The sequence below is a fragment of the Sinosporangium album genome (genome assembly GCF_900100605.1).
In the GTDB taxonomy this organism is placed as follows: domain Bacteria; phylum Actinomycetota; class Actinomycetes; order Streptosporangiales; family Streptosporangiaceae; genus Sinosporangium; species Sinosporangium album.
In genome coordinates, this window is sequence record NZ_FNCN01000001.1 from 397,173 (window position 1) to 409,827 (window position 12,655).

8 protein-coding genes are annotated in these 12,655 nt (G+C 66.1%); 3 read left to right on the forward strand and 5 right to left on the reverse strand.

What is annotated here, in order from left to right; translation table 11 throughout:
• Positions 1 to 35: 35 nt before the first annotated feature.
• Together BLQ73_RS01700 and drmD are read right to left on the reverse strand one after the other, a co-directional pair.
• Positions 36 to 4,157, reverse strand: a complete 4,122-nt coding sequence (locus BLQ73_RS01700; RefSeq protein ID WP_176955212.1) for an Eco57I restriction-modification methylase domain-containing protein — start codon at positions 4,155 to 4,157, stop codon at positions 36 to 38.
• Positions 4,154 to 7,303: a DISARM system SNF2-like helicase DrmD gene (gene drmD, locus BLQ73_RS01705; protein ID WP_093167562.1), complete on the reverse strand. Its 3,150-nt coding sequence runs from the start codon at positions 7,301 to 7,303 to the stop codon at positions 4,154 to 4,156. Before drmD ends, BLQ73_RS01700 begins: the two co-directional genes overlap by 4 nt.
• 343 nt (positions 7,304 to 7,646) lie before the next feature.
• Here drmD and BLQ73_RS01710 point away from each other — a divergent pair, with 343 nt between their 5' ends.
• Positions 7,647 to 8,276 carry a hypothetical protein gene (locus BLQ73_RS01710; RefSeq protein WP_093167468.1) on the forward strand — a complete coding sequence of 210 codons (630 nt, stop codon included), beginning with the start codon at positions 7,647 to 7,649 and terminating at the stop codon, positions 8,274 to 8,276.
• Between the two features lie 281 nt (positions 8,277 to 8,557).
• Here BLQ73_RS01710 and BLQ73_RS01715 read toward each other — a convergent pair whose 3' ends face one another.
• Positions 8,558 to 9,250 (reverse strand): SRPBCC family protein, encoded by a 693-nt coding sequence (locus tag BLQ73_RS01715; protein WP_093167470.1) that lies wholly within the window; start codon positions 9,248 to 9,250, stop codon positions 8,558 to 8,560.
• Between the two features lie 213 nt (positions 9,251 to 9,463).
• Between BLQ73_RS01715 and BLQ73_RS01720 the strand changes: the two genes are divergently transcribed.
• Together BLQ73_RS01720 and BLQ73_RS01725 are read left to right on the forward strand one after the other, a co-directional pair.
• Complete coding sequence (locus BLQ73_RS01720; RefSeq protein ID WP_093167472.1) at positions 9,464 to 10,198, forward strand: DUF7873 family protein; 735 nt, start codon at positions 9,464 to 9,466, stop codon at positions 10,196 to 10,198.
• A gap of 641 nt (positions 10,199 to 10,839) precedes the next feature.
• On the forward strand, positions 10,840 to 11,118 hold the full coding sequence (locus tag BLQ73_RS01725; RefSeq protein ID WP_093167474.1) for a hypothetical protein: 279 nt from the start codon (positions 10,840 to 10,842) through the stop codon (positions 11,116 to 11,118).
• 167 nt (positions 11,119 to 11,285) lie between these two features.
• Here BLQ73_RS01725 and BLQ73_RS30870 read toward each other — a convergent pair whose 3' ends face one another.
• Both BLQ73_RS30870 and BLQ73_RS32025 read right to left on the reverse strand, forming a co-directional pair.
• On the reverse strand, positions 11,286 to 11,864 hold the full coding sequence (locus BLQ73_RS30870) for a hypothetical protein (RefSeq protein ID WP_143020075.1): 579 nt from the start codon (positions 11,862 to 11,864) through the stop codon (positions 11,286 to 11,288).
• Positions 11,865 to 11,919: 55 nt separating this feature from the next.
• The coding region (locus BLQ73_RS32025) for a hypothetical protein (protein WP_176955213.1) at positions 11,920 to 12,655 on the reverse strand (736 nt) is incomplete at its 5' end.

Genomic DNA, 12,655 nt, shown 5'->3' on the forward strand with positions numbered 1-12,655 from the left:
CCCCCGAGCGGTTCCATGCTGTTAAAGCAACTCTGTTAGAGCAACGTCTCCTGTACGGCGTCGCCACCGGCCGCGGATTTACGCGCCTTCGGTTTGCCCGGCGCCTTGCCGGCTGTTTTCTTGTGCAGGCCCCTCGCCACTTCCTCGGCGTAACGCTCGTGGTTAAGTTCGAGGAGCCGGTCCACGAACTCGCGCTGTACGGCGGGAGCCACCGTGTAGCGGATCTCCCGGCCCAGGTCGTAGTGGCCGTGGGCCATTTGGTCGATCAGGTCGTCCCAGCCGTAGGCACGGCACACGGCCTCGTCGACGGCCTTATGGATTTCGCGGAGCTCGGCGATATCGCGGTCCTTGTTGTCGGGGCTGTGGACCAAGTTGTAGGTCTTGGTCAGGCCCAGGTCGCGGGACAGCATGAGGTCACGGCGGAACGTGTCCAGCCGGTCCCCCAGATCGCGCATCTCCTGCGTGAGCCCGGGCAGGGGAAGGGTTTCGAAAACGTCAGAAGGGGTGTAGCGGAGGTCGGCCTTCATGGAGGAGGCGTGTGCGACGGCCCACCAGTAGTGGGGGGCGCTGGACAACAAGGCCAGCATCGCGGTGTCCTCGGACGCGAAAACTATCATCGCCTCACTGAAAACCTGCCCCGTGGGCAGCATGACCGGCATCACCGTCTTGCTTACACGAGTTATTGCAAACACTCGATCCAACCCGGCAATAGCCTTGTAGAGAGCAACCGCCCGCTCCGCAAATTGCCACCAGCGCTCCCGCCGAACCTTTCGATTATTCTTTTCGCGCTGCGGCTTAACCATCCGCAACACTTGGCCGTAGGCTTCAGTAAAGCCTTTCGCCCGAGTTTCGCTCCAGTCATGGAAATTTATAATCCACCGACTGCAAGACAGGTCCGGACGCGAATTCAAGTCCTGGCCATTAACGTAAGGGAAAAGCACCTCCGAATTCCGCACATTTTTCTCTACAAGAAGAGCGGCAGCGTCATTTGGCATAGTGAATCCCAACGAATCGGGCTTCGACCCGCCAAAGGAAATATTTTCATTGAAAGCCAAGCGGTACGGCTTGCCGAACACCCTAAACTCAGCTTCGAGAGAGGTCGTGATGCCCCTCACGCTGAGGCCGTCGATATCGCGGCCAGCAGCGTCGCCCAACGACTTACGGCTTGTCCATACAGCGCAATACTCGAGGGTGGCACTCTTCGACGGCCACGGGCGACTCTTTATTGCCTTGCGAATGACAAAACCCTGCACCACCAGTTGGTCCAGTCCAACTTCCCGGCTATCTCCCTGCGCGAGCGTGTTAGTGGCAATGAGCCCTGTCTGACCGATTTCCGCAAGGAAACTATGGGCACGAAGAACAAAGTATGCCACCAGATCGGCATTGCCGCGCTTGCCGCCACCTACCGCCCTTACCAGGTACTCGCGATACGAGCTACCAGAATTTCCAGTAATTTTCGATCCACCGAGAAACGGAGGGTTGCCGATGACCGCGTCGAATCCGCCCTGTTCGAACACCTCGGGAAACACCAGTGGCCAGTGAATGGGCACCCGATCAAAGGACCCGGTGACCTGGTCGACCGCGAGCCATTCGTCCGCCTTGTCCCGCGCCTCGGCCTCGTCCGCGGTGCCCTCGTGCACCTTGCGGGCCAGGTTGGCCGCGTGCAGCGACCCGTCCCGCAGACCGCTGTCGCCCCGATCGGCGTGGGCCAGGGCGGCGCCGACGGCCAGATCGGCGAACAGCCGTACGCGTGCGGTCTTCACTCCGATGTCGGCGAGAAGCGCGCGTTTCATGGCCAGCGCCGCCGGCGGGTCATCACCCAGGGGTATGTCGGCGATGCGTCGCCGCTCTGCGGCGACGTCGGCGACGAGTTCGCGGATGCCGGTGGTGAAGTCGACGACCACCCCCTCCGACTGGAGTTTGCGCCCCTTCACCGGGTCCATGTGCATCACTTCGAGCTGGTCGAGTGAGGTGATGCCGAGCAGCGAGTCACCCGAGACGAGCCTGTCGTCGAGGAACGTGAAGGGCCTGCGGGGGTCCATGGAGACCAGCCACAGCGACAGTTTCGCCATCTCCACAGCCATCGGGTTGATGTCGGCACCGTACAGGCAGTGTTCGATGATGAGCCGACGAGCTTCGATGACAACGGGGTCCACTTCGGCCCCGGCTGCGGGCTCGGTGTCGAGGTAGGCGGCGGCGCGGGCGTCGCCTTCGCGCGACCAGGCTTCGACGAGAGCGTTGCCGAGGTAGCGGGCAGCGGCGACGAGGAAGGCGGCCGAGCCCATGGCGATGTCGGCCACCTTGAGAGTGAGGATCTCGGCGGAGGTCTTCGGCCGCCATGCGGAGCGGTCGGCGGTCTGAAGCGGACCGACGGTGTAGATCAGCGGTTCGAGGGCACCTTCGACGACCTGTTCGGCCAGCTCACGCGGGGTGTAGTGGGTGCCGGTGTTGCGGCGCAGGGACGACTCGGTGACGTAGACCTCTCCGTTGCGGAACACCACAGGCAGGCCGCGCAGGTCAGCGCGGATGACGCCGTAGAACGGCAGGAGCCGCCTGGCCAGTTCGACACCGGCGGCGTCGCCGCCGGTGACGGCGAGGAGCTTCCGCTCGGCCTGTTCGCGTTCGACCTGGTCGAGAGAGGCGAGGGCCTTCTCCAGCGCTCCCGCGGTGCCGATGCCGGAATCCTTGTAGCGGTCGGCGAGGGCGGCGGCGAGGTCGCCCTGTGCGGCGAGGCGTTCGAGGTCACGGAGTTTGACCTCCTCCTCCTGCCCTTCGGTGCCGACAAGACCGACAACGGTGTCGGTGGCGTAGCGTCCGTCGAAGGACAGCAGGCCCTCATAGACGTAGCCGATCTGCTCGACGTCGAGGGATCTGAAGCTGAGCTTGCGGCGTTCGCCCTTCTTGGCGCTGTCGCGTCGGGCGAGATCACGCAGGCTGACGCTGCGGTTCCTCCGCTGGCGACCGGCGCTCATCCACACGTATTGCACCGACTGCAGCATGTGCAGCACGGTGCGGTCGTCGACGGGGAGCGACAGCCAGGGGTGCGCCGCGGGATCGAACATCGAGCCGTCGTGCGCATGCATGGTGAGAGCGCGGTGGTCGACACCCGCGTAGACAGCGTTGAACAGGGCGAGCAACCGGAACCACGCGGCCGAGGAGCTCTCCAGCTCCTCTTCGCTTCCTTCGAGGGCCTGCTGTTCGAGCTCTTCGCAGAGCCGCCCCGCGGAGTAGGACCGCAGATAGAGGTCGTTGTCGGCGGGCAGCAAGCCGTTTTCCTCGGCGAAGAGCAGGAAGACGATGCGCATCATGACCGAGACCGCGCCCCGGTAGACGTCGTGCGGAGTGGCGCCTGCGGGGAGGCCGTCGCCGCCGCGGCGGCGTTCGGCTTCAGCCGTACGGCCAAGGGCGGTGGCGAGCAGTTCGACTGCCTGACGCACCTGTACGCCAAGGGCCTCGGTGATGTCTTCCTGAGAGCCTTTGCTCTGGGCGAGAAGCTTCGGCAGGGTCTGCTCGTCGGGTACGGAGAAGAAGCGCCTGCGGCGGAGCAGGGAGATGAAGGCGCGGACGACCGGACGTTCGGCCAGGGAGTGCCATTCGACGGCGTCGAAGGCGGCGGTGGTGGTGACGGCTCCACGAGGGGCCCACACGAGGACCCAGGCGCGGCCGTCGGTGGCGAGCCCGAGTTCGACATTGTGGGCGCGACAGAGCTGGGCGAGGCGGTCGACGGGGGTGGCGGCCCACTCCGAGCCTTTGATGCGGCCGGCGGGGTGACCGGTCGTGATCAGCCCCAGCAGACGGGTGGTGTCCGGTTTAGCCGACTCGCCGGGTTCGACGAGCGCGAAGTCGGGCGTGAGTGTGGTGTCGTGCTCGGGCACGTGGAGGGCAAGCGAGTCGAGGCCGCCGCTGTGGAGGGCGTCGCCCCACTCCAGCAGATCGCGCAGGCAGTGCGTGATCCATTCACGGACCGGGCCACCGGACTGCCAGATGCCGTGCTGGTAGCGGAGGTTTTCGCGGGCCTGCGTGTCGAGCGGGTCGAGGTCGGGCCAGACGGCACGGAGCACAGGCAGGCTCAGGAAGGGCCCCGACACGTCGATCATGGCGAGCCAGTCGAGGTGGGCACGGCTCGGGTCGGGGGCCTTGCGGAACGCCTTGCTCATCGGGTTGCAGCCTCTCGCTCGGGGACGACGAAGACCAGTGCGACGGGGAAGCGGTGGGACTGTGGATCGCGGTAGCGTGCGGCGATCGCTTCAAGCTCGCGGTCGCGCTCCTCGGCGAGCTGTGCCAGGCGGTTCTCCCAGGATTGCCTGTCTTGCCGGTATTGCGCGAGCTCTTTGGCGTCCTTCTCCACCGAAGCCCGGCTGAACAAGGCGTCCTCCTCGTCCTCCTGGTTTTCGGCGAGCTTGGTCCGCAGAGTGGCGGCGAACTGCTCAAGATTGTCGATGATGCGGTGCTGTTCGCTTTCCTGGCGTTTGGCGAGCGCATTGGCCAAGGACTCGCCCCGCGTGTCGCCACGCCACCGCATCGCGGCGCGCACGCCTTCGCGCATTCTCGGCCACTGCTCGGCCAGGCGGGCCTGGAGTTGCGGAGAGGCGGGCAGGCCGTCACCAAGGGCTCGGTCAAGGATGCGACGCAGCGTGGTGAGATTCTCCAGCCGGCGGAAGCGGCCGTTCGGCGGGGCGAAGCCCCCGGCGTGGAGGACTTCCTCGTGCAGCCGTACGCCGTCGCCGCCGACCAGGACGAAGGTGGAGTACGCACCGATGAGCGTGGTCTCCAGCTCAGGATCGTCGCTGACGACGGCGGTGACACGGCGCAGTCCGATCTTCTCGTCGGAGATGGCCGCCCGAAGCAGTCTGGTCGACATCTCGACCAGCGGATGGTTGAGATGGGCGAGCACCGCGTCGTCGCGGCACTGCGCGGCGACCTCCGGGTCGAAGGTCACCGGACGGCGGCGCAGCTCCTGTCCCTCGCGCGTGGCCCTTTCCAGCAGTCCCGCGCCGGCGCGCTCCCACGAGTCGGTGAGCGTGGGGACGGTCCAAAGGCCTTCGACGAGGTGCTTATCGTCGATGTGTACGGCGAGCGGCTGCTGCCTGGCCAGGTCGAGTGCGGTGTCGACGACGCGCTTGACGTTGTCTGGGATGATGCGCAGCTCATCGACGGTCTTGACGAGGTCGGCGCGGAGTCTGCGGGTCTGCTCCCTGACGTCCCGTTCCGCGGGGACATCCGGCCTCGGGGTCTCCTCGTCGACATTGTCGATGGAGACGTGCTCGCCGAGCATGCGGCGCTGGACACGGTCGGAGATCACGGCGTTGACCGGCCCGAGGTCCGTTTCCATCTGTGCGATCTTGCGGGCCACCCGCGCGAGGAACTCCAGGTCCGCCTCGCTGGAGTCGGCGGCCTTGTCCCAACCGACTCCGACGAAGTGATAGATCTCCGGCACGTGGCGCTGGCCGTAGCGGTCGATACGACCGATGCGCTGCTCAAGCTTGTTGGGGTTGAACGGGATGTCGTAGTTGACCAGCCGGTGGCAGTGATCCTGCAGGTCGATGCCCTCGCCCGCGGCGTCGGTCGCGAGCAGGATGCGCACCCTGTGCTCGGTGGGGTCCTTTTGAAAGGCGAGTCTGACCATCTCTCTCTCCTGGGCGGACTTGCCTCCGTGCATTGTCGCGACGGCTGCGCCGGACAGCCCCTCCTGGTGGAACAGCCTCTCCAGCCAGTCGAGCGTGTCACGGTATTCCGTGAAGACCACAACCCGCTCGTTGCTCCACCGGCCGCCCTCCGGCATGCAGACCGCGCGCAGGTATTCAAGCAGTTCGCGGGCCTTGGCGTCGGGCTTGGCCTGGTGCTTGAGCGCCCAGGCCCGCATGCGCTGCAGGACATCCACCTCGGCCTCGGTCGGCCCGCCCTCCCCTGAGCCGACGCGGACGACCGCGTCGTTCTCGGCTTCGGCGAGAGGTTCGTCGTCGAGGATCGCGCTCTCGTCGATGAAGTCCGCGATCCAGGCGTCGTCCGGCTCGCGTGCGACCTTCCCATCAGGCCCATCAGGTTGGGCCGTGGACCGGACGGTGGCCAGGTAGACGTCGATCGTGCGGGCGAACGCGGCGGGACTGGAAAACAGCCGTTTCTTCAAAAGCAGCGTCACCAGATCGGCCGACCTACGCCCGTTCTTGCGCCGCATTCGCGCGGCGCGCAACTCCGAGAACTGCTTCATGAGCCCGTGGATCTCGCGTTCCTCCACCGGATAGGCCACTGGGAGCGCCTTGGCGACGCGTTTGAGGAAACGCTGCCGGTCCTCGTCATCCGTGACCTGGGTCTTGAGCCGTCTGACCAGTGTCTCTTCGACGGCCTTGCGGTCGGGATCGACCCCTCGCGCGAAACGCTGGTTGTCGAGGATCTCCAGCAGGGCCGTGTAAGAGGCCTGGTAGCCATTGTGCGGGGTCGCCGAGAGGAACAGGCGGTGGGTGAAATGAGGGGCCAGCCTGCGGATGAGCCGGGTCTGTTGGGAGTCTACGGCGTATGCCTGTTTGGGCGCGGCCGGGGCCACGTGGTGGGCCTCGTCCAGGATGAGCAGGTCGAAGGTGCGCTTGGTGCCCGGCTCTCCCTGAGGCAGCACCTCGCTCAACAGGCGCTGCGCCTTGCGCCCGCGCAGCCACGGAAGGCTGACGATGGTCAGCGGGTAGACCTCGAAGGGGTTGGCCGCCGAGCCGCGCGCACGCCGCACGATGGCGCAGCGCTCGCTGTCGACGATGGTGAAGTCGAGGCCGAACTTCTCGGCCATCTCGTCTTTCCACTTGATGGTGAGCCCGGCCGGGCAGACCACCATGATGCGCCGGGCGCGCTGCCGCAGCAGCAGTTCCTGGGCTACAAGCCCTGCCTCGATGGTCTTTCCGAGGCCGACGTCATCGGCGAGCAGCAGGTTGACGCGCGGCGCGTCCACAGCTCTCGCGACCGGTTCGAGCTGGTAGCTCTCGATCGCCACTCCTGAGCGGAACGGCGCCTGGAGTGTCTTGACGTCGGCGGAGGTGACCGCCGACCATCTCACGGCGTCGAGGAACGCGGCGAGCTTCTCCGGCGCGTCGAAACCGGTCTCCGTCACGTCGGGCAGCGTTCCCCGGGACAGCACCGCGGTCCTCGGCTCGACCTCCCAGATGGCATCGAGCATGTGCCCGTAGCGCCCGTATTCCACGCTCTGCAGCCTGACCAGCGTGCCGGCCGGCCCCGGCTCCACTTCGGAGACCACCCAGCGCTTGCCGCGCACGGCAACAAGGACACCGGTCGCCAGTTGCTCCGCCGTCGCAGTCGGCACGATCCACTCCTCGCCTGAGATCACCTCTTATGCGGCGTCGACGACGACCGCGCTCGGCACCGATGTGAGGGACCCACGTGCCGCACATGCAGTTTCGCAGCTCCGCCGGGCCGCCTCTGCAGGTTGACGGCAATCCCTTGATCTTGTCGGTGTGCACTGCACCGTACGACTTGCGTCAGACATCTGTCAACAACATCTATTTGTTGTGCGCTGACTTCACATCTGCTTTACTCGGATCAACGCCATTCGGCGCCTTCTTCGACTGTGAGGCTCACCTCCCTCCGCGGTGAACGGCTTCACAGAGGACGCCGGCTCCAGCCGTACACCCCCCGAGGAGAAACGCATGCTCCGCCGACTGATCGCCGTGTTCACCCTCGCCGCAGCCGCCCTCACCGGCGGCGCCGCGGTCACCCCCGCACACGCCGCGGCGAACGCCGCCGGCAAGACCTATCGCGGCGAGGGCGACCAAGTCATCCGCGTCCGCGCCACCAAGACGCCCGGCATCATCAGCTTCAGCCACAACGGCGAATCGAACTTCATCGTCTCCGCGATCAACTCGCGCGGAAAGAAGGACGACCTCCTGGTCAACGAGATTGGGACGTACAAGGGCACGGTCCTCTACAACATGTCCTACGGCACCAAGGGCATGTCGGCGCTGGAGATCAAGGCCGACGGCGCGTGGACGGCCGCGTTCAAACCGCTGTCGGCGGCCCGCTGCTGGTGCGCCGGGACCGTCAAAGGCCAAGGCGACCAGGTGCTGAAGATGACGCCTTCCCGCGGCCTGCGCACCGTGCGGGCCACTCACTCGGGGGAGAGCAACTTCATCGTGCAGACGTACACGAAGACGACGAGCGGCTTCTCCGACCTGCTGTTCAACCAGATCGGCTCCTACAAGGGCAAAGCCATCCTGGAGTCCGGAACGCGCCTGGTCTCCGTCAAGGCGGACGGCACCTGGACCCTGACCCGGCGCTGAGCGAGACCGGCATCGCCGATCACCGTAGGAAGCGCCACGCGGGCCCATCCGTACACCCCCTCAGCGCCCGGCATGTCGAGAAGATCCCTTGAACGCGGGATAATTCTCGTCGCGCCGATGAGGCTGTCCGGGCGGAAGCTTTCCGCCGGACGTGAGCCCGTGGGGTGCCGCAGCGCGGGGCAGCGCTTCACCGCGGCACGCCACGGCCCCTGCCGCCGCCGGTCGGTCCAGGGTCCGGACCGACCGGCGGCGGCCCGTTCCCGGGGTGCCACCCGCGGGGGTTACTTGCGGCGGTAGCCGTGGCCCAGCAGCCAGCCGATCGCCGCGCTGCCGAGGGCGATGCCCGCCCCGGCGCCGAAGGCGGCGAGCATGGTCCACGGGGGCACCTGCGTGGGCGTGGCGCACGGGCGGATGGCCGCCGGGCGTTCGAAGACCTGGCCGGGCGCGGCCTCCGCCGTACTGGCCACTGGGACGGCGGAAGCGGCTTCGGGAGCGGCCTCGGGTACGGCGGCGCCGACCGGCACGGCCTCCTCGGCCGGGGCGAGCAGGTGTCCCTCGACCGCGGAGAAGAACTCTCCCGCGGTCTTCTTCGCCACCGTCGTCAACATGCGCTGCCCCACGCCGCCGATCATGCCGCCCACAATGGCCTCGGCGTCGTAGTCGACGCGCGTGCCCCCATCGGCCTCACTCAGCCGTACGTTCACCGTGGCGTCGACCGTGCCCGGCGCGCCCTGCCCCTTGGCCTTGAGCACGAACCGGTCGGGGGGTTCGGGGCTCGCCAGCACGACCTCACCCTGGTAGACACCCTTGACCGACGCCACCCCGGCACTGACCGTCATGCGGTAGGCGTCCTGGCCCATCGCCTCAAGCTTGCTGCACCCGGGGATCGTGCGCACAAGCACAGCCGGGTCCTGCAACGCGGCCCAGACCTTGTCCCTGTCCACCCTGATCAGCGCGTTTCCCGTGACCTTCACCTGAACACCTCCAGATCGGCCGAGCCTAACGATCCCCGGCGAAGCGATTAAGGGCAACATATGCCCGCCACCTCCTCCACCCATCGTCAGACTGCTCCAAGGGCGCATGCTTCAACATCGCCTCAAGGTTCGCGGAAATCCGGATGCACGCATTTCCGGCGGAGCTATACGATCTTCCCTGCGTCTGCAACGTTCTCGAAGGAGGGGCGGACCGTGACCACGAAGCTCAATCAGATCCTCGCCGTGGAAAAGGGCGTCAAGTCCGCCGCGCAGCGCAGCATCGCCGACATTCGGCAGAGGCTCCAGAAGCCCGCGCTGCTGTCCGGGATCTCCCGCACCTACCAGCCGGTCGACGACGAAGGCGAACAGCTCCCCGCCGAGTCCTCCAGAGTGCAGCTCAAGGTAGAGGAGACCCTCCAGGAGGCCGCCACGGCGCTCACCCGTCTCTTCGACGTGACCGCTACCAAGGACTGGGCGAACACCGCCGCCAAAGCCGACGTCGCGGTCGACGGGCGGACGCTCCTGACGAACGTGCCGGTGACCTACCTTCTCTTCCTGGAGAAGCAACTCACCGAACTGCACACCCTCATCTCGAAGCTGCCGACCCTTGACCCCGCGGAGACCTGGGCGCTCGACCCGTCGACCGACGCCTACAGGACCGACACGGTGAAGACCGTCCGCACCAAGAAGGTCCCCCGCAACCACGTAAAGGCCGAGGCCACGGAGAAGCACCCGGCCCAGGTGGAGGTCTACCACGAGGACATCGTCGTCGGGCACTGGACCAAGGTGTCCTTCTCCGGCGCCCTCCCGGCCGCCCGGGTCCGCGAACTCACCGCGCGGGTCGGCAAACTGCAGGACGCCGTCCGCTTCGCCCGCGAAGAGGCCAATGGCGTCGAGGTCACCGACCAGAGGGTGGGCGAGGCGGTGTTCGACTACCTTCTCGGGTGACACAGAAGACCCCCCGGCTGGAGCGCCGGGGTGCGCGAAAGCGCAAAAGCTGAAACTGAACGTCAGACTCACGCAAGGCCGTCGACGCCTCCGCCGCACTGCTCGCGGCAAGAGGCGGACACCCCGGTGTCACGACGGCCGATCAAACTGAGACTCTCGCTCCAGATTCAGCATTCGCCGCCGAGTGACCGGCAGAAGGACGCGGGCGAAGAGAACAAGGGTGGGGGTTCGAATCCCTCCAGACCCTCCAACCATGGGTCTGTGGCTCAACGGAAGAGCGTGTCTCTCAGCCTGACCCGCTTCTTCCCCGCCGGCACCGCCCTATGGCGGCCCAGCCGCCCCTGGGAGCATGGACAGGCTCCCAGGGGCAACCGCCCTCCAGGCCCATGCCCCTGGGAGAACTCTTTTCCGTTCGCCCGCGAAGGGCTTCTTATTCGCAGGATCCAAGACAGGAGGAAGATCAGCAAGAAGTGTGCAACATGAAGCACTGCACGATATAGGTGTCATTACGGACAAGCTTACCGATCTTCATTCCACGTCCCCTCGGGAATGCGGTAGAGGGTCCGGGTCGACGCGAACCAGTCCCGGTCGAGAAACCGATTTGTGATTCGTCCCGCCATGCACAACATCAGGTGCAGGGATTGCCCAACCAGACCGCCGCCTGGAACGCCGCCGCCGTCGCCCACCTCGTCACCCCCCAAATGCGGCGCGGCGAACTCACCACCGTCCCCACCTCGGCGACCCCCTTGGAAACCCGCTGGTACGTCACCGCCCTCGCCCCGGCTCACCGCTCCCCCGCCGTCTCCACCCTCCTCGACTTCCTCGCCGGCCCAACCGCCGGCCACCTCCTCCGCTCACCCGAAACCGGCGTCCCCCACGCCCACTTCCGCCCCCAGATCCACCACACCCTCCCCCGTTGAAGGGCACCCTGCCTTGACTCCACACAACACGCTCTTCCGCCCGAACGCCCAGAAAACCTTGCGCGACTTCGTTTCTGTCCAGGTCGACGTACCGCTGTGCAGTCCAATGTCAGCGCACAGCCGTGACAGCCACACCCCGCTGCGTGATCAAGCCGAAGCAGACTCGATCAGCGAGACCAGGCATCCCGGGGAACACGGTAGAGAACGCGCGACGCCGCGAACCAGTCCCGGTCCAGGAACCGACCTGTGATCCGCCCCGCCAGGGTAAGGAAACTCTCCACCGTCACCTGCAACCCAACGTCCCAGCCCACTTCCAGGTCGCTCGTGTAATCCTGGAACTCTTCGATCGCACCCAGCGTGCCTATGAGCTCTCCATCGTGGTAGTAGAGCATTCCCTCATCGGCTAGCTCATAAATGTAAGCCATATGCGAATGGGTGATGATGCGCCTTCCTCCAGCACTCGCTTCCGGTCGAAACGGAAGGGTCCCACTCATGGTGACAGCGACAGACCAGCCCGGAGAATGTACTCCGATCCAGGTCATAGTATGCCCTACCTCATTATCAACCAACTCGAATGACCTCTTGAGATCACAAAGAGTTCCAGAATCCGGATTTGCCCGGAAGCGCTGCGCGATCTCTTCAATATCCTCCGTATCTATCCATGTCGCATCGAAGTTACCGTTCAATGAATATTCTTCCAGGAGATCCCATTGACTACCTGCCGGAACCGACCGTGACATGTCCAACGTCCAACTCCTTCGCATTCACTTCAGAGTCCATAGAGTGAAGGCGATAATGCGATCACCTCCAACCTGCGAAAATCCCATCCAGACCCCTCTGGGCCAGCACGGTCAGAGACCGTGCTGGCCACTCGGAGCTGACCTGGGCCAGTAGAGAGGGGGTGAGGGAGGAGGTGACGGTGGCGCCGTCCACCAGTCGGGAGGGGGATACCTGCATCGGGCCAACGGCGGGTTCCGAGACCGGATCCGGCAGGTCCACGGTGAACGGCTGCCAGTGCGACCACGGTGAGCCGATCGTGGTGGCAGCGTTGACGGCGCGGACGCGCCAGCGCACCTTCCACCCGTCGCTTAACTTGTCTGCGGGCAGGGTGAGGTCGGCCTGGGTGCCGGAGGCGACGCTGTCGGCGCTCCCGGTCCAGATCTGGCCTGTACCCTGCCCTGCCGGGGCGTCCGAAGCGTGCTCCACCTCGAACTCCACCCGCACCGGCTGGGCTGCGGGGTCGGTGGCGGTGGTGTGCAGGGTCGGGGTCAGGCTGGTGGCGACCGTGGTGCCGTTCACCTGAGCGGAGGGTGTGACCTGGAAGGCGTCGACCGTCGGGTTGGGCACGTCGATCGTGGCGGTCTGCCATGCCGACCACGCCGAGGTGGTGGCGGCGGTGGTGTTGGCCGCGCGGGCCCGCCAGCGCACCTTCCACCCGTCTACCAGCATGCCCGCAGGTACGGTGACCGCGGCGGGGCTGCCGGAGGCGACGGCTCCGGAGGTGGCGGTCCAGATTTGGCCGGTGCCCTGCCCGGCG